This window comes from Sphingopyxis sp. GW821-FHT02C12 (assembly GCF_059421785.1).
In genome coordinates, this window is record NZ_JBWKVQ010000001.1 from 813218 (window position 1) to 836827 (window position 23610).

Here is a 23610-nt window from a genome sequence, read left to right on the forward strand (position 1 = left end):
CAGAGCGAGGACGACAGGGAGGCGGCGCGTGGCGGATGAGAAAGAAGCGGGCCGGTCGACAGCCTCCCCCATGTTGCTGCGCCGGCGCAGCGTCCTGGGTTCGCTGGCGGTGGCGGGCGTGGCAAGCGGCCTCGCCAGCGCCGCGCCCGCGATCGCCGCGCAAGGCGCCCGCGCGGATTTCATCGTAGTTGGTGCCGGGGTGTTCGGCGCCTGGACCGCGTGGAACCTGCAACGCCGCGGCAACCGAGTGCTGTTGCTCGATGCGTGGGGCGCCGCGCACAACCGGGCCTCGTCGGGCGGCGAGACGCGGCTGATCCGGACCGAATATGCCGGCAACGAACTTTACACGCGCTGGGCCTGGGCGTCGCTCGCCGAATGGCAGGCGCTGTCGCGCCGGCATGAAACGCCGATATTCCACCCGACCGGCGCGCTCTACATCTATCCCGAGGACGGCGCGAAGATCGACGAAAGCATCGCGCTGCAACGCGGCCTCGGCATCCCGATCGACAAGCTGACGCGCGTCCAGTTGGACCAGCGGTGGCCGCAGATCGATTTCGACGGCATCGCGGTGGGCGTCATGCAGCCAACGATGGGGGCGCTGATGGCGCGCCGGAGCGTCCAGAACCTGGTCGCGGAATTTATCGCGGCGGGAGGGACCTATCGCAAACTCGCGGTCGATCCGCCGCGATCGGACGCATCGACGCTGGCGTCGATTGGCGGCGGCGGCGGGGAGACATTGAGCGCCGACCGCTTCGTCTTCGCCTGCGGCCCCTGGCTTCCCAAGCTGTTCCCCGAGGTCGTCGGCGGCCGCATCGTCCCGACGCGGCAGGATGTCTTTTTCTTCGCACCCGGCGCGGGCGACACCCGTTTCGAGGCGCCGCATTTCCCCGCCTGGGTCGATGTCAGCAGCAAGGACCTGCACTATGGCTTTCCCGACATCGAATCGCGCGGGTTCAAGATCGCGCTCGATGGCCATGGCCCAAAATATGATCCCGACACCGGCGACCGCCGGATATCGGACGCGGCACTCGCCGATGTCCGCGCCTATCTGGCGCGGCGCTTTCCCGCCCTCGCGCAGCGGCCGCTCGCCGAAGAGCGGGTTTGCCAGTATGAGAATAGCGACAACGGCCATTTGCTGATCGACCGGCATCCGCAATGGGCGAATTGCTGGATCGTCGGCGGGGGCAGCGGGCATGGGTTCAAGCACGGACCGATGGTGGGCCGCCATGTCGCCGATCTGGTGCTCGGCACCGGCAGGGCGGAACCCGATTTCGCGCTGGCAGCGCACAAGGTCCATGGTTGAAGCGAGGGGGACAGGGATGAGCAGAACCGGCAAGGCCTTTGCATCGAGCGTCGCGGCGCTGTTGCTCGTCGCGGGATCGGGGGGTGTTTCGGCACAGCCCGCCGCCGAGCCTATCGCGACGCCTTACGCGATGCCGTCGACGCAGATGTGGGACATGACGTCGGACGTCGGCCGCAAATACCGTATCTTCGTCTCCTACCCCGGTCAGGGCGAACCGCCAGCAGGCGGCTATCCGGTGCTCTATGTCCTCGACGGCAATGCGAGCTTCGCCAGCTTTGCCGAGGCGCGGCGGATCCAGGAATATGACGCGATCGGCAAGGTGATCGTCGTCGGCGTCGGCTATCAGACCGACATGCCCTATGCCGAGGAGCGCAACGAGGATTTCATCGTCATGGACGACCCGCCGCCCGGAAAGCGGCTGGGCCGCAGCAAGGGCAAAAGCGGCCGCGACGAGTTTCTCGATTTCCTGACCGGCAAGCTGCGCACCGAGATCGGCAGCCGGTTCAAGATCGATCCCGATCGCCAGGCGCTGTTCGGCCATTCGTTCGGCGGCCTGTTCGCGCTCCATACGCTCTATAGCAAGCCGCAGGCGTTTCATTCGATCGTCGTCGCCAGCCCTTCGCTCGAACTCGACGCGGGGGTGCTGCGCGACGAGCGCGATTTCGTCGACCGACTGGAGGCGGGCAAGGTCGGCAAGACGAGCCGGGTGATGGTCATCGTCGGCGGACGCGATATCGACGACGATCCCGAACCGGCGCGCGCGATGGCCGACCGGTTCGATCGCCTGTCGGGCCATGGCCTGCGCGTGCGGTTCAAGCGCTATGAGGAGGAAGGGCATATGACGGTGCCCGCGCGCGCGGTGACCGACGTGCTGCGGTTCGCCTTTGCCATGCGTTGAACCGGGGGCCGGTCAGGCCGGCATCAGATTCTTGTGGATGACCCCGTCCTTGACGATCAGCAGCAGGTTGCGCGCATAATCCTCGAGCAGGCGCAGGTCGTCGAGCGGATTGCCGCGCACCAGCAGCATGTCGGCCCAGGCGCCCTCGCGGATCACCCCGAGCGGCGCCTGCCGATAGGGGTTGCGGCGGCCGCTGCGCGCGAAGAGCTCGCAATTTCCCGAGGTCGCGATGCGCAGCACCTCGGCATTCGAATAGATCGCCCCGAAGCGCGGGAGCATGGCGTTTTCGGTGCGCGAGGTGCGGGTGCGTGAAAAGAGGTCGGTGCCGAACGCGACCTTCACCCCATGTTTCTTCGCCAGCCGGACCCCCGCCTGCCAGCCTGCGCCGCCAAGCGATTCGGCCGCCTTCGCCTGTTGTTCGTCGGTGAGGATATTGTCGCCATTCTCGAACGGCTGGATCGAGAGCCACGCTCCTTTTTCGGCGATCAGCGCCGCGGTCGGGTCGTCGATGGCATGGCCGTGCTCGATCGAGATCACACCGGCATCGAGGCAGCGGCGCACCCCCGCCGGGGTATAGGCATGGGCGCAGCCATAGGTGTCCCAGTCGGTCGCCGCCTGCACGATCGCGCGCATCTCCTCGAGCGTATATTGCACCGTGTCGATCGGGTCATGATCCGACGTCACGCCGCCACCCGCCATGATCTTGATCTGCGAAGCGCCGCGCTTGAGCTGTTCGCGCGTCGCGGCGAGCACCTCGGGGACGCCGTTGGCGACCGCGGTCATGCCCTTTTGCTGGCGCGGCGACGGCTGGCCGCCGAGCGCGGTCGGAAGCTCGCCGACCGGTTCGGGATCGCCATGCCCCGAGGTCTGCGAGATCGCGGCGCCGCTGGGATAGCAGCGCGGCCCGGGCATGATACCGCGGTCGATCGCGTTCTTAATCCCGAAGATCGCGCCCGCGGTGTCGCGCACCGTGGTGAAGCCGCGCATCAGCTGGAATTCGGCATCCTTGAAGATCATCGCGATGTGGGTGGCGTCGTCCGACCCCATCCACGGGACGCCGCGGACCGCCGCCATGTGCCAATGCGCGTCGGTCAGCCCCGGCATCAGCGTCTGCCCGGCGCCGTCGATCAGCGTCGCGCCGGGCGGGACGGGAATATCGCCCGCCGACACCGCGTCGATGCGATTGCCGGTGATCCGTATGTTGCGCGGCTGGCGGCCGCTGCCGGTGCCGTCGAACAGCTGGACGTTGCGGATCAGGATCGTCGCGGGCGGCGCATCAGCCGCCGAGGCGGCCGCGAGCGGGGCGAGCCCCAGGCCGGCGAGCACGGCGCGGCGTGTCGGGTGAAAAGTCATCGGTCCTCCGCCATCGGCGCATCGTGCTGTGCGGGCGACCCCGCCGCAACGGCCAGATCGTGCAGCCCGGGGGGACCAGCTATTTGCCGCGTTTCCGGTCGGCACGTTCGCGGTCGATCTGCGCCACCCACTGCTCGGCGGTCAGCGGCCCGGTGCCTTCGAAATGGACATGGTCGGCCATCTTCTCACGCACATCGACATAATAGAGCGCGCCGGTCGGCAGGCCCATTTGCTTCGCCTTCGCCGCCATCGCCGCCTCTTGTTCGGGCGTCGGTTTCGGGCGCGCGGGTTTGTAGAGGAGGACGTCCCAGCCTTCGCCGCCGGCGTGGAGGAACAGCTGGGTCGGCAGCTGGCCACCGGCGATGCTGACCTGATCCCATTTCGCCATGTCGCGGATGAACTCCTCGGTCTTGCCGGGCACGAGGCGGAACATCTCGAACACCGGCGCGGTCATTTCGACCGCTGCGGGATCGGCGGCCTTTTCCTTCGCCGCGACCGGCGCGGCGAGGCTGAGCGCGAACAGGGCAAAAGTCAGGCTACGCAGCATCGGGTCCCTCCATTTGTGATGCGCCAGCCTGCCTCGCACCCGGCGCGGCGGCAAGGCCCGAGGCGGGTGGCGCATTCGACAAACGGGTAAGGCCGATCTTCGATCTTACCCTTATCGGAAGCGATTACCCGTTTGCCGCCGTTCCGCGTCCAATCCGGCCCCTTTAGATTGTCGCGGGACCCCCGGTTGCGAACCTTGGCGGAAAGGCAAAGACAATGGACGATATCAGCCGCCGCGCGCTTCTCGCCGTTGCCGCCATGGGCGCGGTGGTCGCACCGGCCGCTGCCGCCGCCGGCTCATCCCGATTCAGGCTCGAACGCGCATCGGAGGGCTTCAACAAATTCAAGGCGGTGCACGAAGGGCTGGGCGAACTCGGCGTTCGCCTGTTTGATTTCGGCGGGGCATCGGCGCCCGCGCACTTCATGATCTATGACATTCCACCCGGCGCCAGCGAGGGGGTGCATTTGCACAATCTCAGCGATCCGGCGCTCGGGCCCTATGAGGAATATTACTATATCGTATCGGGGCGGGGGACGATGACCGTCGACGGCGAAGCCTTTCCGGTCACGGCGGGCGACCATGTCTTCGCGCCGCTCGACAGCTGGCGCGGCATCGCCAACAGCGACGCGAAGAACAATCTCAAGGTCTTCCTGACCTATATCGACCGGTCGGCCTAGTTCGCCAGAACTGCGGGCAGCCGCAGTGGACGGATCCAGACCTGGCGGTCGCCGACATGCACCGGCTGCGCGGTCGCCGGGCGCTTCGCCGCCAGCGTCCGACCGGCCGCGTCCAGCCCATAGCGCGTTCGCCGCCAGCTGATCTCGGGCAGCTTCGCCTTGGCCGCCAGCTCGAATGTGACTTCGAGCCGGCGGCAGGTGCGCCCGGTGCAACCGATATAGACCGGTTTGCCCCGGATCGCCGGGCGTGCGCCGTTGACGCGGATGTTCCGCATCGCATCGCCATCCTCGATCAGCAGTTCCTGCCGGTCGGCCGAGGGTGCGACCAGGGCGAGGCGGATGGTGCGGCGGTTGCCGGCGACGGTATAGGAAAGGATTTCGATGCTGCCATCGTCGGCGATCGCGGGCGCGGGGGCGCGCCAATAGCCCTTGTCGTCGGGTTTCGCCGCGAACTTCGCCCGCGCGGCGATGGCCGCCGGGACCGGTCCATTGTCGTCGATCAGGAAGGCCGCCTTTCCGGCATCATCCTCGTGGACGATCGTCAGGTGGCGCGGCGCCTCGCGCGTATAGGCCGGGACCATGAGGGCGGCGACGAACGCGCCCAGCATGATGGCCGCAAAGATCGCTGGTGCCGGGCGCGCCGCCCGGCCCGCACCGGGGAGAAAAAAGAGGAACAGGAAGACCAGCAGCAGCGTCGCGGGAGCGGCATGTTCGACGAACAGCCCTTCCTCCAGCCCGCCGCCGAGCGGCAGCGCGATAAGCAGATAGACGATCGCCGCGCCGACGAGCAACCACGGCACCGCGCGCCGCGCCGCCGGGACGAATGCCGCAGCCGCCGCCGCGATCACGAACGGCATCGACCAGGCGGCGAGGATCGTCAGGCCGGGGACAAAGGCGAAGGCGGCGAGGATGAGGATGGCGAGCCAGCCCCAGGCGGCCGCCGTGCCGCGCACCGGATTCTCCTCGCGCGACAGGGCCAGCACGGCGGAGGCGCCCGCCAGCGCCGCCGAAGCATAGAGCAAGCGGAACACGATCGGATGGGCGGTGCCGAAGGCGGCTTCGGGGCGCAGCGCCGCGACGAGCATCGCGACACCGATCGCGAGAGCCGTTCCGGCGACGAGCGCCAGCAACGGGATGAAGGCGCTGCGGACGCGGCGCGATGGGCCGCCGCGCCGGTAAAGGACAATCGCCGCGATCAGCCCCAGCCCCACGACGACCACCGCGACGATCTGCGGCAGTTCGAGCAAAAATTCCCGCGCAACGTCGGTGTACACACGTTGGCCCTCGGCGCCCTCCCCGCGCTCGGACGCAAAACGCTCGACCGCCGACAGCGTCGTCGCGCCCATATGGCGTACCGAATTGCGGTCGAGATGCGCGAGATTGTCGAGCGGGGTGTGGTAACGCTTGCCGCCACCGATGATCGAATAATTGCCGGCATCGACGCCGAGCGGCAGCAGCATCGTGAGGTCGGTATCGTTGGGCAGCAGTTCGTAGAAATCGGTCGCGAGCGAATTGGCCGAGGGGAGCGGACTGCCGCCGAACGCCGCAGCGTCGCGCGCGTTCGGGCCGCTCGTCTGGAACATGTTGACGCCGCCGGTCGTGCCCCGCGCCTCCATATTGACCACCGCGCCGACGCGCTTCGCCAGCGGATCATGCGCGGCAAAGGCGGCGGCGCCGACGAGGCCCGCTTCCTCGGCATCGGTCAGCACGACGAGCACGGGCCGTGTCAGCGTCCGCCTCTTGAGTTGGTGGGCAATCTCCAGCGCGACCGCGACGCCGATACCGTCGTCGGCGGCGCCCGGCCCGGCGGGGACCGAGTCATAATGGGCGGCGATCATCACCGCGTCGTCGCCGGGCGGCGTCACCCAGAAGGCGATGTTGCGCGGGCGGGCGCAGATCGCCGCGCCCTCGCGAATGTCGTTGCAGTGGAAGCGCTCGTCGATCTGCGGGGAGAATCCTTCCTTGCGGATTTCGGCGAGCAGCCGCGCCTCGACCGCGTCATTGGCGTCGCTGTCGGTCGGATGCGCGCGCTCGTCGCCGAGGATCGTGGTCAGGCGCGCGACCGCGCGGTCGGCGTCGAAGGGCGTCGACACCGAGGAGGGCGCATCGACGCCAAAGGGGCGCAGCGTCCACAGCGCGAGCAGGATCAGCCCGACGATGATGCCGCGCCATGTGCCGCTCTTGCCTAGCTCCGCCATTCTGCCCCCCCAAAGTCACCCGCTAACCGATGTTTGCCGAAGTTTCGCGCGGCAGCAACAGGATCATCGTCGCGGCGACCAGACCACCCAGCCCCATCACCAGCGAAACGAGGAGCAGGCTGCCTCCGCTGGCGAAGAGCGCGCCCGCGACGACCGGTCCCAGCGCCGACCCGCCGCGACCAATGCCGATCACGAAACCCGTCCCGCTCGCGCGCAAGGCGGCGGGATAGGCCTGTGCGAGCAGCGGGTACATGCCGACGACACCCGCGTTGATGAAGAAGGCGGCGATCGCGACGGTGATCGACAGCCGCGTCAGGTCGGCGCCCGCCACGCCGAACAGGCCGATCGCCACGAACCCTGCGAGCATCGCCCCCGCCACCAGCGGACGGAGCGCGAAACGCTGGCTGGCGAGTCCGATCAGGACGGCCCCGGCCAGATTGCCGACATTCGCAGCGACCAGCACGCCGCCCGCCTGAGCGGCATCGAAGCCCATGTCGACGACGATCTTGGGCACCCATTTCTGGATATAATAGAAGAAGAGAATCTGGGCGAAATAGGCAACCGTCAGCAGGATGGTGATCCGCGCGAATCCCGATCCGAACAGCGTCGCGATCGAGGGTTTGAGCGCCTGGGCGGGCGGCGGCGGCAGTGCCTCTACCGGGGCATGGCCGATACGGACCAGCGTACGGTTCACGCCGTCGATCGCCCCCGCCGGACGCCTTGCGATCAGCGATTCGATCGATTCGGGCAGGAAGAAATAGGCGAGCGGGATCATCGCCGCCGACGCGATCGCGCCGAGCATGAAGACCGATCGCCAGTCGCCCGTTTCCGCTAGCAGGCGCGACGCCAGCAGCCCGCCGAGGATCGCCCCGGTCGAATAGCCCGCGATGTTGAGCGCGACATTGAGTCCACGCCGCGTATCGTTCGAGAATTCCGCGACCATCGCACTGGTCGACGACAGCATGCCGCCGATGCCGATGCCGGTTAGGAAGCGCACGGCCGACAGGCTCGTCACCCCTTGCGCATGCATCGCGGCATACATGCCGAGCGCCATGACGACGAGGCAGCAGAGGATCGTCGGACGCCGCCCGACGCGGTCGGCGACATTGCCGATCAGCACCGATCCCGCCGCCATGCCAAGCAATTCCATCGACAACACGATGCCGAGGGTGGCTTTGTCGACCCCCCATTCGTCCGCGATCCCCGGTGCGGCGAAGCTGATCGCGAGCACATCGAAGCCGTCGAGCGCGTTGAGCGCGATACACAGTGCGACGACGACGATCTGGAGCGTGCGCATCGGCGCCGCGGCGATCGTCGCCCTGGGGTCCTGATTCATGGCGTGACTCTCCCGCCGGTCGCGTGCCGAGCGGCCGCGCCGGTCCTTCGTTGTTCCGGATTGTGCGTTATTTCAGCCGGGCGAGATGTTTGGCGGCGATCGCCGCCATCTCGGGCCGCCGCTCGAGACAGCGCGACACCGGTCCGACCACGACCACCGACAACAGCCGATCGCCGCCGGGCAGCGGCAGCGCGATGCCGGCGAGATCGGGGGTATATTCGGTGTTGCTCTGATGCCAGCCGAGCGCCACGGCCTCGTCGAGCCGCGCCTCTACCGCCGCCGCACTCACGGGGGTGGTCGGCGAATAGCGGACGAAATCGATCTTGCGGTAGAGCCGCTCGCGCTCGTCGCGGGACATCTGCGCCAGCAGCGCACGCCCCACCGAGGTCGCGTGGATCGGCACCCGATCGCCGACCTGAGCAAAATAGCGCACCGGCTGCGGCGATTCGGCGACGTCGACGAAGGTCGCGAAGGTTCCTGCCGGCGCGGCGATGGCGACCGTCTCGCCCGTCGCCTGCATCAGGTCGCGCGCCAGCCGCTGGACCCGATCGGGCAGCGGTTCGGCCTGCGTCACCGCCTCGGCCAGCACCAGCCAGCGCGGGCTGGGGTAATAGCCGCCGCGCCCGCGCGGTTCGTAGAGATAGCCCTTCGATGCCAGCGTCGCGACGAGCTTGAAGGTGCTCGACCGCGGCCAGCCGAGGTCCTCCGCCATTTCGGCGGCGGTCGCGGGCCGCAGCCGTTTCGCGAAATATTCGAGGATTTCGAGCACATTCGCGGCCTGCCGCACGATCATGATGATATTCGCCTGAAAAGGGTCGTGACATCCCATATGGCCGAAGTGCGGCGCCCCGAAAAGCCGTCAGCATTTCCGGGTGCGCGCCCATCGTCAACGCGCCGTGAAGCCGCCGTCGACGGGCAGCGCGACGCCGGTGACGAAACTCGCCTCGTCCGACACCATCCACAGCACCGCATCGGCGACCTCGCCCGCCTGAACGAGCCGCCCCATCGGCACATTGGCCATCAGCTTCGCCTCGTTCGCCGCCGCCTCCGCCGGGTCGCCGCTGCGCCCGGTGAAGCCGATCTTCATCGGCGTATCGGCGAGGCCGGGGCAGACGACGTTGACGCGGATCTTGTCGCCAGCCAGCGCGAGCGCGAGGCTTTTGGTCAGCCCGACGACGCCCCATTTGGCGGCCGAATAGATCGGGCTCATCATCGAGCCGACGAGCCCCGACACCGATGCGGTGAAGACGATCGCGCCGCCGCCGCGCTGGCGCATATGCGGCGCGACCTGTCCGGCGCCGAGCGCCGCCGCGGTGACGTTGAGCGCGATCGCCTTGTCATAGGCGGCCATGTCGAGATTTTCGACCGATGCCGGTCCGGGCATGCCGGCGTGCGCCCACAATATGTCAGCGCCGCCGAGCGCCGCGACCGCTTCGTCGATGCTGCCCGTCGCGCCCGCGGGCGTCGACAGGTCGGCGACGATGCCGGTCACCCTGTCGGCGCCGAAATCGGCGACGAGCGCATCGAGCGCGTCGGGGCTGATGTCGATCGCGGCGACGCGCGCGCCTTCGCGCACGAAACGCTCGACCCCGGCGCGGCCCATGCCCGATGCGGCGGCGGTGACGATGGCGAGTTTGCCTTTGAGGCGCATGATGTCTTCCTTACGCGGCGAAGGGATCGGCGAATTTGCCGGTGGTAGAAATGATCGTGGTCTTGGTTTCGAGGAAGGGATCGAGCCCCTCGATGCCGTTTTCGCGGCCCCAGCCGCTGGCCTTGACCCCGCCATAGGGGGTCGACCAGCGGATGTAGCGATAGGTGTTGACCCACACCATGCCCGCCTCGATCCGCGCCGCGACGCGGTGGGCGCGGCCGGTATCGCCCGACCACAGGCCGGCGGCGAGACCATAGGGCGTCGAATTGGCGATTCCGATCGCCTCCTCTTCGCCGTCGAAGGGGATGAGCGCCGCGACCGGCCCGAAAATCTCTTCCTGCGCGATCCGCATGTCGGCGGCGACCCCGGCGAAGACGGTCGGCTCGACGAAAAAACCCTTGGCGAGGCCGTCACGCTCGATCCGCGCGCCGCCGGCCACGAGCTCGGCGCCCTCGGCCTGTCCGATCGCGACATAGGACAGGGTCTTGTCGAGCTGCTCGCGGTGCGCCTGCGGTCCCATGTGGGTCGCGGGGTCGAGCGGCATGCCAACCCGCACCCGCGCCGCGCGATCACGAAACGCCTCGACGACGCGGTCATAGACCGGCCGCTCGACCAGCACGCGGCTGCCGAGCGCGCAACTCTGCCCGCACAGCGCCCATGCCGACCCCGTCGCGGCGTTGAGCGCATTGTCGATGTCGGCGTCGGCGAAGATGATGTGCGGCGCCTTGCCGCCGAGTTCGAAGGTACAGCGGGTCAGCGTGTCGGCACCCGCCTTCAATATCGTCTTGGCGGTCGTGCCTTCGCCGGTGAAGCTGATCTTGGCGACGTCGGGATGTTCGACCAGCCGCGCGCCGGCGACCGGACCGTCGCCGGGCACGACATTGACCACGCCCGGCGGAAAGCCCGCGTCCTCGAACAGTTTCGCGAGCGCCAGCGACGAGGCCGGGGTCTGTTCGGCGGGTTTCAGGACCACGGTGCAGCCCGCCGCGAGTGCCGCGCCGAGCTTCCACGCCGCCGCCATCATCGGCACGTTCCACGGCGTGATCGCGCCGACGACGCCGACCGGATGGCGGGTGGTAAAGGCATGGACGCTGTCGTCCATCGGGATCGTCCGCCCGCCGAGCTTGTCGGCGAGCGAGGAGAACCAGTGATAATATTGCGCATGCAGCCCGATGTCGCCGCGCGATTCGCGCACCGCGCGGCCATTGTCGCGTGTCTCGATTTCGGCGAGCGCATCGACCTGCGTCGCGTAGAGATCGGCGAATCTGCGCAGCAGCGCGGCGCGTTCCCACGGCGGCATCTTGCGCCACGGCCCTTCGAACGCCGCCTTCGCCGCCGCCACCGCACGGTCGATGTCGGCGCGTCCGCCATAGGCGACGTCGCCCCATGGTTCGCCCGTCGAAGGATCGATGCTGGGACGCACCCCGCCATCAATCGGCGCGACCCACGCGCCGCCGATGAACAAACGATCAAATCGGAATTCGCCCATCACCCTCTTCCATCATATTTCTTATACTGGACATATTTGTCCCTATATAGAGATAAATGTCAACAAGGCGAAACGGGTAAGGCGCCGCGGCGACGCGCCGCGGCTTGACCAGGAACAAAAGGGCGGCTCGCTGTTACATCCCGGCGGGGATGAGGCCTCGCTCGGCGGAAATGCGCACCGCATCACGGCGCTTGCTGACGCCGATCTTGCGGAACACCGACTTCAGCCGGTATTTCACCGTGTCGGGCGACATGCCGATCAGCCGGGCGATTTCCTTGTTCGAATGGCCCTGGCTCAGATAAAGCAGCACCTCGGCCTCGGCTTCGCTGAACACGCCGAGCACCGTGACATTGTTGCGATAGACGGCCAGCGACTTCGCGAGCGACTTCATGAACTGCGCCCGGAACCTGTCGACCTGTCCGTCGGTTTCGAGCGCGTCGTCGAGGCAGGCCTGGACGAACTGCCGCGCCTCGACAAAGGGACGGACGATGTTCTGGAACATCGCGATCCCGACCGCCTCGTCGAAACAGGCGCGCGACGATGCGGTATCGCCCCGCATGCGGAGGCCGGCGGCGGCGAGGATGTTGACGTCGACCAGCAGGCGCCCCGCGCCATGCTGTTCGGCCCATTCGCGAAGTTTGCGAAGCTCCTCGAGTGCCGGCTCGACCTCGCCGATCAACAGCCGCAGCCGGGTCCGGCACAGGCTGGCGGCTATCGCGACCGGCCGATAGGGCGGCGATTGTTCGTGCATCATGTCGGCCATCGGATCGAGCCCGACGACCGCCGCCGCGGCGAGCACGGCATGCGTCGGCGCGCCCTGCGAGATCTGCAGTTCGATGCTGCAAATGTCGGCGAGCATTTCGAGCTGGCGCAGCCGCCGCCGCGCCGCGACGCGCCGCGCGCGGGCGATGATGTCGCACGCTTCCTCGAACGCGCCTTCGCCGGCGAGCGCCCGCGCCTCGGTCAGATAGGCGGCGGCATAGACATCGACCCAGCCGTCCGACTGTTCCATGTGCGGCAGCGCCCAGACCAGCAGCTCGCGCGCCTCGGCGACCAGATCCTGTTCGAACAGCAGTTCGGCCTTGAAGGCCGCGCAATTGGCGGCGAGGTCGGACCGGTCGCCATAATTGGCGGTGATGTCGGCGCAGGCCGATTGCAGGATCGCCTCCGCCTCGCGCGAACGCCCCTGCGCGCGCTTGATGCGCGCTTCGAGGAAGCGGGTGAAGAGATCGCTGTAGAGCGACCCGATCGCCAGATAATGATCGCGCGCCGCGAGCGTCGGCTGCAGCGCGCGCTCGAGCCAGCCGCCCTCGAAATATTTGGCGCCCAGCGTCTCGCTGATGTTGGCGAGCACCAGATGGTCGTTCGCGGGAAGCTTGCGCAGCAGCGCTTCGCGCGCGAGCAGGTCGTCGAAGGTCACCGGCTGGTTTTCGTAATCGGTAAGCGTGTCGCCGACGACGCGAACCTCGGTCCGGAGGTCGACCGACAGATCGGCGCCCTCGACCTGCGTCAGAAAGCGGTCGAATTCGGCGCGGGCGGAGCCGAGTTCGCCGAGCTTGATCTGCAGATAGACCTGCGCGAGCGCGAGCCGCGGCCGCGCCCGGATCAGCGCGACCGGCAGCTTGGCGAGGCCGCGCACGACGACGCCCTGCAACCCCTGCGGGATCAGGCGCCAGCCGCCGGCGTTCTCGAGGATCGCGGCCATGAGCAGGTCGTCGCCCGACAATATGGCATGGTCGATCGCCTCGGCGACCTGTCCGCGCTCGGCGAGCCAGCTCGCGATCCGCCGCTGGAGCGCGGCGAATTGCGCGCGGTCCGAACGCTCGAAGCGATCGCGCAGATATTCGGCGAACAGCTGGTGATAGCGATATTCGCGCCGTTCCCAGCTCACCGGCGACAGGAACACGCCCTGCTGCTCCAGCCGTTCGAGCACCATCCAACCATCCTGCCGGTCGCACAGCAGGTCAACCATTTCGCCGGTCAGCCGGTCGACCAGCGCGGTGCGCGCCACAATATCGCGCGTTTCCTGCGGCAGCGTCATCAGCACCTGTTCGGACAGGTAGCGCGCAAGGTCGCTGCTGGTGCCGCAATATTCGTCGATGACGCGCTCGGCGCCCATCCCGCGCTTGATCGACAGCGAGGCGAGCTGGACCGCGATCGGCCACCCCTCGGTCCGGTCGAGCAGCGTGTCGATGTCGAGCGTTTCGAGCGGCCGGTCGGTCCGCGTCAGCAGGCATTCGGTTTCCTGCGCCGAAAAACGCAGGTCGGCCGGACCGATTTCGAGCAACTGTTCCTCGGCAGCAAGGATCGATTGGCCGACCCAGGGATAGTCGCGCGAGGAGAAGAGGAAATGGCAATCGGGCGGCGCGAGGCGGACCAGCGATTCGAGGAACTGGCCGACGGGTTCGCTGAAAGCATGGTGCAGGTCGTCGAGGATCAACACCACCGGGACCGCCGCATCGCCGAGTTCATTGACGATCGCCGACAGCGCCGCGCGCGGCGGGATGTCGCTCGGCGCGCCCCTGGCCTCGCCGTCGCCGCGATCCTGCCGAAGCGCGAGAAGCAGATATTTGACGAAACGCTTGAGGTCGCGGTCGTCGCGATCGAGCGTGAGCCAGGCGACATGCGCCGTCCCCGCGTCGATGCTGTCGCGCCACTGCGACAGCAGGCTGGTCTTGCCATAACCGGCGGGGGCATGAACGAGGGTCAGGCGGTGACGCAGGACGCCCTGCAGCCTGCCGAGGAGCGCGTCCCGGCGGATCTGGTCGCCCATCCACATCGGCGGGTCGAACTTGGCGGCTATCAAGTCCTGCATTCGGTATAACCTCGCACGCATCGTCGTCGGTTTCCGGACCGGCAGGTTACGGATCGATGACAGGCCTGACAACCGCCCGTAAAGCCTTACCCGTCTTCGCCGAAGCGCTTACCCGTTCGCGGCCCCGAAGCACCCGTTTTACGCGTTGCGCGCCCCCATGCCCTCCAGTGTAATCGGCCCCGCAAGAGGTTGCGGGAGGATGCGTCAGTGCGAATTGGTGTCGATGTCGGGGGAACCAACACCGACGCGGTCCTGATCGCGGGCCGCCGCGTGGTCGCATCGACCAAGCAGCCGACCAGCGCCGATGTCAGTTCGGGCGTGACCGCCGCGATCCGCGCCATCCTCGCCGACGCGGGCGTTCCCGCCGCCGATGTGAGCGCGGTGATGGTCGGCACCACCCATTTCACCAACGCGCTGGTCGAACGCGAGCGCCTCGACCGCGTCGGCATCATCCGGCTCGCCAGCCCGTCGGGCGAAGCGCTGCCGCCGCTCACCGGCTGGCCCGAGGCGCTTGCGGGCCAGCTCGGCGGGAGCATCTTCCTGCTTCCCGGCGGTTACGAGGTCGACGGACGCGAAATCGCGCCGCTCGACGAAGCCGCCGTCCGCGCCGCCGCACGCGACTGCCGCGACCGGGGCATCGACAGCATCGCGATCAGCTGCGCCTTCGCGCCGATCAATGCCGCGATGGAAGACCGCGCGGGGGCGATCGTCGCCGACACCTGTCCCGACGCGAATATCAGCCTGTCGCACAATATCGGCCGGCTGGGCCTGATCGAGCGCGAAAACGGGACGATCCTGAACGCCGCGCTTGCCAGCCTCGCCCGGCATGTCGTAGCCTCGCTCGAACGTGCGCTCGCGGACCTCGGCATCGCCGCACCGCTCTATATTTCGCAGAACGACGGGACGCTGATTTCAGCCGCCGATGCCGCACGCTACCCGGTGCTGACCATCGGGTCGGGCCCGACGAACAGCATGCGCGGCGCCGCCTTCTTAACCGGCGTCGACAATGGCATCGTGATGGATGTCGGCGGCACGACCTGCGACATCGGGGTGCTCGCGGGCGGCTATCCGCGCGAATCCTCGATCGCGGTCGACATCGGCGGGGTCCGCACCAATTTCCGCATGCCCGACATCCTCGCGATCGGACTGGGCGGCGGCACGCGGATTCATCTGCCCGCAGCGGGAGCAGCGACGGACGATGTCACCATCGGCCCGGACTCGGTCGGCTTCCGTCTGACCGAGGATGCCTGGCTGTTCGGGGGGGCGACGCTGACCACCAGCGACATCGCCGTCGCGGCCGGCAAGGCGAGTTTCGGCAACGCGAGCCGGATTCCCGCGCTCACCCCCGCGCTCCATAGGGCAATCCTCGACAAGATGGCGGCGATGCTGGCCGACGGGATCGACCGGATGAAGACCCAGCCCGGCGACGCGACGATCATCGCGGTCGGCGGCGGCCATTTCCTGATCGACGACGACCTCAAGGGCGCAGCGCGCGTCGTCCGTCCCGACCATGCCGCGGTCGCCAATGCCGTCGGCGCCGCGATCGCGCAGGTCGGCGCGCAGGCCGAGCGCATCGTCGATTATGACGCCGAACCCCGCGCCGCCGCGATCGAGGCGATGCGCGCGGACCTGCTCGCGCGCGTCACCGCCGCCGGCGCCACCCCCGAAAGCGTAGAGATTGTCGATATGGACGAGGTGTTTCTGTCTTACCTGCCCGGCCGTTCGGCGCAGCTGCGGATGAAGGCGGTCGGCAGCCTCGCCGACGAAGCGGGCGCCGTCGCCCTGCCGGTCGCGGAGGCGCGTCATGCGCATTGAACGCGCGGCACAACTCGTCGATCTGGCCGGCGGCGCCGCCTTTCTGGGTTCGGGCGGCGGCGGCGACCCCTATTACAGCCTGTTGCTTGCCGAGGCGGCGCTGGCCCGTTGCGGCGGCTTCGACCTCGTGCCGCTCGCCGAGGTTGCCGACGACGCGCTGCTCGCGCCCTGCGGATGGATCGGCGCGCCGACCGTATCGGTCGAAAAGCTGCCCAACGGCGGCGAAGCGGTGGCCGGACTGCGCCGGCTCGAAGAGATCATGGGGCGGCGTATCGATGCCGTGCTGCCGATCGAGATCGGGGGGGGCAACGGCCTCGCGCCCTTCATCGCGGCGGCCGAACTCGGCATTCCGGTGGTCGATTGCGACGGCATGGGGCGCGCCTTTCCCGAATCGCAGATGGCGATCTTCAACATCCGCGGCCTGTCCGCCTGCCCGTCGGTGTTGACCGCCGCCGACGGTTCGCTGAGCGTCATCGAGACCGGGGACAATGTCACCCACGAACGCATCGCGCGCGCGCTGGCGGTATCGCTCGGCGGGATCGCGCATATGGTCGAATATCCGCTCAGCGGCGCCGAAGCCAAGGCGCATGCGATACCCGGCAGCATCAGCGCGGCGATCGCCATCGGTCGCGCGATCCGCGAGGCGCGGGCGGCCGGCGCCGATCCCTTCGATGCGCTGGCAGGGGCGCTGGAGGCGACCGGGCTCTACCCGCATTGCCTGACGCTGTTCGACGGCAAGATCGTCGATGTCGAGCGCGAGACGCGCGGCGGCTTTTCGGTCGGCAAGGTGACGATCGACGGCTTCGCGGCGAGCGGGCGGATGGAAATCACGTTCCAGAACGAGAATCTCGTCGCGACAAGCGGCGGAAAAATTCTGGCGATGGTCCCCGACATCATTACGGTGATGGACCGCGACACGGCCGACACGATCACCACCGAGAAGCTCAAATATGGACAGCGGGTCAAGGTGATCGCCGCAGCTGCGCCAGACATTTTGCGCGACGACCATGCGCTGTCCTTTGTAGGGCCGCGCGCCTTCGGTATGGGCCATGACTTTGCCCCGGTGGAACAGTTGAACGAGACGGAGACGGCATGAGCGCAGAGGCAGGCGGGAACTATGCGAGCGGGCGCCTGCCCGAAGAGCTGACGGTCCCTGGCTGGCGCGTCGCGCTGATCATTGCGAGCTTCACCTTTTCGTTGCCGGGATTCCTCAACAACGCCCAGGCCGGCATGGCGCTCGGACTGCACCAGGCGGTGCTGGCTTCGCTGCTCGCCGGGCTGATCCTGTGCGCCGGCGCGTGCCTGACCTCGGTGGTCAGCGTGCGCACCCGCCTCACCACCTATGTGCTCGTCCAGCGCTCGTTCGGCATCTGGGGCGCCGCGCTCGTCAATATCGTCATCGCGATCGTCCATTTCTGCTGGTTCGGGGTCAATGTGTCGTTCTTCGGCGACGCGATGGTCGCAGCCGTGCGGCAGGGATACGGTATCCCCGGCAATTTCAACCTCTTCGTCGTCGCCGGGAGCATCATCATCACCCTGTCGACGATCTGGGGCTTTCGCACCCTCGACCGGCTGGCGATGATCGCGGTGCCCTTTGTCGGGGTGATCCTGATCGCGGTCTGCGTCTCGGCGCTCGGCAGCAATTCGGCTCCCGATCTCGGCCCCGTCGCACGGCCGCCGGTTCCGATGAGTTTCGGCATCGCGCTTTCGTCGCTCGTCGGCGGCAACCTGCTGACCGTCGCGGCGATGCCCGACCTGTCGCGCTTCATCCGCACCGAGCGCGGCGCGGTGACGGGGATGCTGCTCTCCTTCCCCTTCTGCGCGCCGGTGATCATGCTCGTCTCGGCGCTGATCGCCCTCGCCACCGGGCAGACCGACATCATGCAGCTCGTCGTCGCGATGGGCTTCGGCATCCCGGCGCTCGCGATGCTCGTGCTGTCGGTGTGGACGATCAACGCGCTCAACCTCTATTCGGCCGGACTGTCGATGGCGGCGACCTTTCCGCGGCTCAGGCAAGGCACGATCATCGTCATCGGCGGCGCGATCGGATGTCTTTTTGCGCTCCTCGGCATCATCAACAGCTTCATTCCCTTCCTGATCGCGCTCGGCCTGATCATCCCGCCGATCGCGGCGATCTATGTCATCGATGCCTTCCTGACCTTTCGCGACCGCGACGACGTCGCGTCGGTAACAGTGCGCTGGGAGGCGATCGGCGTATGGCTCGGCAGTCTCGTCGTCACCCTTCCCGCGATGCATTTCGGCTGGTCGCTGACGACGGTTCCCGCGCTCGACGCCACCATCCTCGCCGCAGGGGCCTATCTCGCGGTGCTGCGCCTGCGCCGCTGAACGCCCGGCGGCCCGAAGGAGGACAGACATGAAAGCCATCGCCGCCGGTCTCGCGCTCGCGCTTTCCTCCGCATCCGTCACCGCCGCGCTGCCGCCGGCCGCGTCCTATGCGATGCCCGAAACCGAGACATGGGACATGGTCTCGGCCACCGGCCGGACCTACCGCATCTTCGTCTCGCGTCCGGCGGGCCCGGCGCCCGAGGGCGGCTATCCGGTCCTCTATGTCCTCGACGGCAATGCGATGTTCGCGGGCTTCGCCGAGACGCGGCGCGTTCAGGGCTTCGGGGGCCGCGGACTCGACAAGATGATCGTCGTCGGGGTGGGCCATCCCGGCGACCAGATTTACGATCCGCGCCGGATGCAGGACTTCACCGCGCCGATCGCAACCCCGGCGCTGAAGCAGCTGTACGCGGCCTATCCATCGGGCGGTCGCGACGCGTTTCGCGCCTTCCTGCTCGGCGAACTCAAACCCGCGATCGAACGGCGCTTTGCCGTCCATCCCGGGCGCCAGGCGCTGTTCGGCCATTCGCTGGGCGGGCTGTTCGCGCTCCACCTCTTCTACACCCACCCCGGCGCCTTCGACACAATCGTCGCCGCGAGCCCGTCGATCTGGTGGGACGATCAGGCGATCCTCACCGAAGAAGCTGCCTGGCGAGCGCGGGTGGGCAAGGATGGCGCATGGGCGCGGCGCACGCGTCTGTTGCTCATCGCCGGGGCGCTCGAAAGCGACGCCTCGATCGCGCCGGACACCGCCGCGCTGGCGGCACGCCTGGCACCGTTATCGGGGGTGGGATTGCGCAGCGAACTGCTGATGCTCGATGGCGAAACGCACATCAGCGTGCCGCACCGGTCGATCACCGCGGTGATGCGCGCGGCGATGCGCTGGCCCTGACCGCGCGGTCCCGCCCTAGCGGGCGGCGGGACTTGCCGCGTCGTTCCAGTCGCCGAACACCGGCTTGCCTTCGAAAAGGGTGACCAGCACCTTCGTCTTCGAGATTTCATAGGTCGGCAGGTTGAAGATGTCCTTGTCGAGCACGACGAGGTCGGCGCTCTTGCCGGTCTTGATCGAACCCGTGACGGCGTCGAAGCCGTTGACATAAGCGACGTTGATCGTGTGGCTGGCGATGGCTTCCTTCAGGCTGACGCCTTCGTCAGGCAGAAGCGGTTTGGCGTTCGGGTCGCCCGCGGTGCGGCGGGTCATCGCGACCTCGATGCCTTCGAGCGGGTTGGCGCCGCCGACCGGCCAGTCGGCCCCATAAGCGAGCTTGCCGCCGGCGCGGACGATGCTGCCGGCGGGGTAGATATAGGTCGCGCGCTTCGGCCCGATCGCGGCCACGGTCAGCTCCATATAGTCGTACCAGGACGCCCAGGTCGGCTGGAACTGCGCGAAGGTCGACAGCTTGCCGAAGCGCGGCTGGTCGGCGGGATCGACGACATTCATATGGGTGATCATATGGTGCGTCGGCCTGGCGCCGTTCGCCTTGCGCGCCGCCTCGATCGCGTCGAGCGAGATATGCACCCCGCCGTCGCCGATCGCGTGGAGGAAGGCGTGCATGCCCTTGCCATCGACGGCGGTGACCGCCTGTTTCAGGAGGTCGGGCGCGATCTGCGGCGTGCCGCGCTCGTCGCCGCTATTCTCATAGGGCGCGAGCATGAAGGCGGTCTTTTGCGGGATCACGCCGTCGACGTAGAATTTGACCGTATGCGTTGAAATGCCGAGGCGGTTCGCGCGCTCGGCGGCGCGCAGCAGGCCGGGCAATTGTTCCATGCCCTGTTCATTCTTCCACTTGAGCGACACCGCGACATGGCTGGTCAGTTTCCCCGCGTCGAGCACCGCCTTATAGGCGTCGACCATCGCGCTGCCGCCATCGGCATCATATTCGACCCCGGCGTCGTTCCAGCTGACGATGCCGAGGCTGTTGAAATGGTCGGCGACATAAAGGATCGAATTCTGGATTTCGGCCGCCGACGGCGGCGGGATCATATGTTTGACCAGATCCATCGCCGCTTCCTGGAGGCTGCCGACGGGTTCGCCGGTGGCGGGGTCGCGGTCGATCGTCCCGTTTGCCGGATCCTTGGTATCGCGGGTGATCCCGGCGACCGCGAGCGCTTTCGAATTGAGCCAATAGGTATGGCCGCCCGTCGATTCGAAGATCAGCGGGCGTGTCGTCGACACCGCGTCGAGCAGGGCCTTGTTCGGAATGCCGCTCGGTGGAAACAGCGCGTCGCTCCAGCCGATGCCATAGATCGCCCCGTCGCCCGGCACCGCCGCGACGCATTTGGCGATCAGCGCCTGATAATCGGCGATCGTCTTGCCGTCCTGGAGCGGACAGCGCGAGCGGCTGAGCGCGCCGAACAGCGGATGGACATGCGCGTCGCCGAAGGCGGGCAGGACCAGCTTGCCGCCAAGGTCGACGGTGCGCGTCGCCGCGCCGCGCAGCTTGCCGACCGCGGCGATGCTGCCGACCGCAACGATCTTGCCGTCCCGGATCGCCACGGCCTCCGCCCAGGGCTGCTTGTCCTCGACCGTGTAGACCCGTGCATTGGTCAGGATCAGGTCGGCCGGCGCCTTGTCGCGGGCGGCGGCGGTGCCGGCGGACAGGGCCAGCGCGAGGGCGAGAGCGGCGGAGACGGCAGGTTTCGACATGTTCACTCCCGAGGACGCTGGATGGACCTTGTTGCAGGTCCGGCTTTCGATGGACATCAATTTGCGCGTGCGAAGCGGCGCGGCGCTTCGACGATATGACCAGCAAGCCGTCTGCGGATCGAATCCAAATCCGGGGTAGTCGCGGGCGAAGACGGGTAAGCCTTTGCCGCCCCCGCGGCGCCCCTTCCCCAATATTGACCGGCCTTACCCGTCGCGTCGCTTTCGCGGTCCCGCCGCGCACCGGATAGTGGCCGCTCGGCACAGCGGGCGGAGGAAGCAATGCTGCAAAACTGGCACGTCGGCCTGCGCGACCGCATCGACCGCAGGCGTCGCGAGGCGCTCCATTGCCAGATCGCGAGCGCGATCATCCACGACATCGAGGCCGGACGGCTGATGCCGGGCGCCTGGCTGCCGAGCAGCCGCTATTTGGCGGAGACCCTGGGCCTCAACCGGAAAACGGTGGTGTCGGCCTATGCATATCTGATTGCGCAGGGTTGGCTTGCGAGCCTCGGCACCAGCGGCACGGCGGTTGCAGCGGGGCTGCCCCGGGTATCGGCGACGACGCCACCGCCCGATGCGGGCACCTGCGGGGTCGGCTATCGCTTTCGCAAGCCTCGACGAGACCGGGCAGCTTTCCGGCTTGCGTCCGCTGCGCCCGGCGCTTCTTTAGAGCCTCAAAAGAAAGACCAGGGATGACCGATATTTTGCCGGCCAGCGGAACGACACGCCGGACCCTAGTGAAATTGCACCGCTGGCTGGGGCTTGCCGCCGCTGCGATCTGGCTTGTCCAGGCGGTGACGGGAATCCTGCTGACCTTTCACTTCGAGGCCGAGGACGCGATGCTGTCGACGCGGCACGTGCCCACCGATCCGGCGGCGATCGAGCGGCGGATCGAGACGCTGGCGGAGGCGGGCGGCAAGGCGAGGGTCGACTGGATCTGGACCACCGCCGGGCTGTCCGATCGCTATATCATCCTGCACGATGATTCGGCGGGCGTCAGCCGCAAGGCCTATATCGACGGCGCCGGAACGATGCTCCGCAACGCCCCCGCCGACGATTACAGCTTCCTCGGGCTGATGCGCGAGGTCCATCTGACGCTCGTCGCCGGGACCGCCGGTCATTGGATTCTCGCGGTCAGCGGGGTGTTGCTGCTGACCAACCTGATCTTCGGCCTGATCGTCGCCTGGCCGAAACGCGGCCAATGGCGCCAGGCGCTGCGCCCGCGCGGGCGGCGGGGTTCGACCGCCGGCTATTATAGCTGGCACAAGGCGCTGGGCCTGTGGGCCGGTATCCCCGCCCTGATCATCATAGCGTCCGGCACGCTGGTGATGTTCGAGGAACAGGTGCGCGACCTCGTCGGTGCCGAGGAGGTCAGCCTGCCCCCCAATCGCGCCACCGGCCAGCCGGTCGGTTTCGCCGCCGCGTCGCGCGCAGCGGTCGCCGCGATCCCGGGCAGCCGCTTCGTCGGCACCACCATGCCCTCAGCCGGGGACGCCAGCTATCATGCCTGGGTGCGGGCGCCGGGCGAGCTGTATCGCGGCGGCTATGGCGGCAGCCTGGTCATCGTCGACGCGAATGACGGCAGCATCCGCGGCGCCTGGCCGATCACCGACGCGAGCATGAGCCAGATCGTCGTCGCTTCCTTCTATCCACTCCACACCGGAGAAGGCCTCGGCCTCGCCGGCCGTATCCTGTCGCTCGCGACCGGGCTGTGGCTGGCGGTCACCATCGTCCTCGGCGTGCTGCTCTGGTGGCGCCGGCGCGCGCGCGGCTGACCCATTACCCTTCGAACCCCCCGCTTACCCAAAGACCCTGCTGACCACCCCGTCCCGATGTGCTGAGTTCGCAAAGGGCGGATTCGGCGCATCGGGCGCCGGCTGGGTCGTCGATAGGGAGGTCTTTGACATGCAGAAGTTCACGATGAAGCTATGGACGGTGGCGGCGGGCGCCGCGGCCGCGACGACGATGGCGGTGCCGGCGACGGCGGCCGATCCCAACGCGCCGCAGGCACCGCAGCCGAGCGAGCTGGTCTATCCGACCGGTTTCGACAAGGCGCTGTCGCTGATGCTGGCCGGCGAAGGCGGCGAGAATGGCATCGGCTCGCACCGCGTCTGGCCGACTTTGTCCTTTCCGGCGCTGACCACCGAGCAGATCGGCAAGGCGCTGACCGGCAACACCCTCGCCATCCCCTATCATTATGCGCACCAGTACAGCGCCAACGGCAAGGTGGGCGGCTACAACATCCGTTACGATGCGGTCGATGTGAAGAAATGCCCCAAGACGGAAATCCCCGGCGACGGCCTGCTCCTGTACGAGGGCGTGTGCAGTGCACAGGTCAACGAGCCGGTAACCGGCAGTTGGAAGGCCGAGGACAACAAGCTGTGCGTCGATATCGCCTGGGCCGGCAAGACCCAGATCACGGGCTGCTATACAATGTTCTTCGTGATGGATAGCGTCGCGATGGTGAAGCCCGACGGCACCGTTTCGGGCAAGGCGCACGCGCTGAAGAAAGGCGCCGCGCCCGACATGTAGGGA

19 protein-coding genes are annotated in these 23610 nt (G+C 67.8%); 10 read left to right on the forward strand and 9 right to left on the reverse strand.

What is annotated here, in order from left to right:
* The first annotated feature begins 70 nt into the window (after positions 1-70).
* Complete coding sequence (locus AC07U1_RS03825) at positions 71-1303, forward strand: FAD-dependent oxidoreductase (protein ID WP_495197649.1); 1233 nt, start codon at positions 71-73, stop codon at positions 1301-1303.
* 16 nt (positions 1304-1319) lie between these two features.
* A complete protein-coding gene (locus tag AC07U1_RS03830) occupies positions 1320-2201 on the forward strand; it encodes an alpha/beta hydrolase (RefSeq protein WP_495177376.1) in 882 nt (293 codons plus the stop codon).
* 12 nt (positions 2202-2213) lie between these two features.
* On the opposite strand, the gene AC07U1_RS03835 is transcribed toward AC07U1_RS03830, so the two are convergent.
* Both AC07U1_RS03835 and AC07U1_RS03840 read right to left on the reverse strand, forming a co-directional pair.
* A complete protein-coding gene (locus tag AC07U1_RS03835) occupies positions 2214-3554 on the reverse strand; it encodes a metal-dependent hydrolase family protein (RefSeq protein ID WP_495177375.1) in 1341 nt (446 codons plus the stop codon).
* Between the two features lie 79 nt (positions 3555-3633).
* Entirely contained in the window at positions 3634-4101 is a 468-nt protein-coding gene (locus tag AC07U1_RS03840) for a hypothetical protein (protein ID WP_495177374.1), read from the reverse strand.
* A 215-nt stretch (positions 4102-4316) separates the two neighbouring features.
* Between AC07U1_RS03840 and AC07U1_RS03845 the strand changes: the two genes are divergently transcribed.
* Positions 4317-4778 (forward strand): cupin domain-containing protein, encoded by a 462-nt coding sequence (locus AC07U1_RS03845; protein WP_495177373.1) that lies wholly within the window; start codon positions 4317-4319, stop codon positions 4776-4778.
* Here the strand turns inward: AC07U1_RS03845 and AC07U1_RS03850 are convergent.
* The 6 genes from AC07U1_RS03850 to AC07U1_RS03875 form a co-directional block, all read right to left on the reverse strand.
* On the reverse strand, positions 4775-6976 hold the full coding sequence (locus tag AC07U1_RS03850) for a M20/M25/M40 family metallo-hydrolase (protein WP_495177372.1): 2202 nt from the start codon (positions 6974-6976) through the stop codon (positions 4775-4777). The two genes, AC07U1_RS03845 and AC07U1_RS03850, sit on opposite strands and share 4 nt — an antisense overlap.
* Before the next feature lie 22 nt (positions 6977-6998).
* Entirely contained in the window at positions 6999-8312 is a 1314-nt protein-coding gene (locus AC07U1_RS03855) for an MFS transporter (protein ID WP_495177371.1), read from the reverse strand.
* Positions 8313-8379: 67 nt separating this feature from the next.
* Positions 8380-9105, reverse strand: a complete 726-nt coding sequence (locus AC07U1_RS03860; protein ID WP_495177370.1) for an IclR family transcriptional regulator — start codon at positions 9103-9105, stop codon at positions 8380-8382.
* Positions 9106-9198: 93 nt separating this feature from the next.
* Positions 9199-9963 (reverse strand): SDR family NAD(P)-dependent oxidoreductase, encoded by a 765-nt coding sequence (locus AC07U1_RS03865; protein WP_495177369.1) that lies wholly within the window; start codon positions 9961-9963, stop codon positions 9199-9201.
* Positions 9964-9973: 10 nt separating this feature from the next.
* Positions 9974-11452 carry an aldehyde dehydrogenase gene (locus tag AC07U1_RS03870; protein WP_495177368.1) on the reverse strand — a complete coding sequence of 493 codons (1479 nt, stop codon included), beginning with the start codon at positions 11450-11452 and terminating at the stop codon, positions 9974-9976.
* 133 nt (positions 11453-11585) lie between these two features.
* Positions 11586-14267 (reverse strand): helix-turn-helix transcriptional regulator, encoded by a 2682-nt coding sequence (locus AC07U1_RS03875; RefSeq protein ID WP_495177367.1) that lies wholly within the window; start codon positions 14265-14267, stop codon positions 11586-11588.
* Between the two features lie 207 nt (positions 14268-14474).
* Here AC07U1_RS03875 and AC07U1_RS03880 point away from each other — a divergent pair, with 207 nt between their 5' ends.
* Genes AC07U1_RS03880 through AC07U1_RS03895 form a run of 4 tightly spaced genes read left to right on the forward strand, consistent with a single transcriptional unit; the run spans position 14475 to position 19320 of the window.
* Positions 14475-16082 carry a hydantoinase/oxoprolinase N-terminal domain-containing protein gene (locus AC07U1_RS03880; protein WP_495177366.1) on the forward strand — a complete coding sequence of 536 codons (1608 nt, stop codon included), beginning with the start codon at positions 14475-14477 and terminating at the stop codon, positions 16080-16082.
* Entirely contained in the window at positions 16072-17178 is a 1107-nt protein-coding gene (locus AC07U1_RS03885; protein ID WP_495177365.1) for an S-methyl thiohydantoin desulfurase family protein, read from the forward strand. The genes AC07U1_RS03880 and AC07U1_RS03885 overlap by 11 nt, the downstream gene beginning before the upstream one ends.
* The gene (locus AC07U1_RS03890; RefSeq protein ID WP_495177364.1) at positions 17175-18428 is read left to right on the forward strand and encodes a purine-cytosine permease family protein; all 1254 of its coding nucleotides are present in this window, start codon (positions 17175-17177) and stop codon (positions 18426-18428) included. The genes AC07U1_RS03885 and AC07U1_RS03890 overlap by 4 nt, the downstream gene beginning before the upstream one ends.
* A gap of 28 nt (positions 18429-18456) precedes the next feature.
* Positions 18457-19320: an alpha/beta hydrolase gene (locus AC07U1_RS03895; RefSeq protein WP_495177363.1), complete on the forward strand. Its 864-nt coding sequence runs from the start codon at positions 18457-18459 to the stop codon at positions 19318-19320.
* Positions 19321-19335: 15 nt separating this feature from the next.
* Here AC07U1_RS03895 and AC07U1_RS03900 read toward each other — a convergent pair whose 3' ends face one another.
* Positions 19336-21075 carry an amidohydrolase gene (locus AC07U1_RS03900; protein ID WP_495177362.1) on the reverse strand — a complete coding sequence of 580 codons (1740 nt, stop codon included), beginning with the start codon at positions 21073-21075 and terminating at the stop codon, positions 19336-19338.
* Between the two features lie 279 nt (positions 21076-21354).
* Here AC07U1_RS03900 and AC07U1_RS03905 point away from each other — a divergent pair, with 279 nt between their 5' ends.
* The 3 genes from AC07U1_RS03905 to AC07U1_RS03915 all read left to right on the forward strand — a co-directional run bounded on the left by AC07U1_RS03905 (position 21355) and on the right by AC07U1_RS03915 (position 23607).
* Entirely contained in the window at positions 21355-21771 is a 417-nt protein-coding gene (locus tag AC07U1_RS03905; RefSeq protein WP_492735387.1) for a GntR family transcriptional regulator, read from the forward strand.
* Positions 21768-22850 (forward strand): PepSY-associated TM helix domain-containing protein, encoded by a 1083-nt coding sequence (locus tag AC07U1_RS03910; protein ID WP_495177361.1) that lies wholly within the window; start codon positions 21768-21770, stop codon positions 22848-22850. The genes AC07U1_RS03905 and AC07U1_RS03910 overlap by 4 nt, the downstream gene beginning before the upstream one ends.
* A gap of 130 nt (positions 22851-22980) precedes the next feature.
* Positions 22981-23607 carry a hypothetical protein gene (locus tag AC07U1_RS03915; protein WP_492735383.1) on the forward strand — a complete coding sequence of 209 codons (627 nt, stop codon included), beginning with the start codon at positions 22981-22983 and terminating at the stop codon, positions 23605-23607.
* Positions 23608-23610 lie beyond the last annotated feature (3 nt).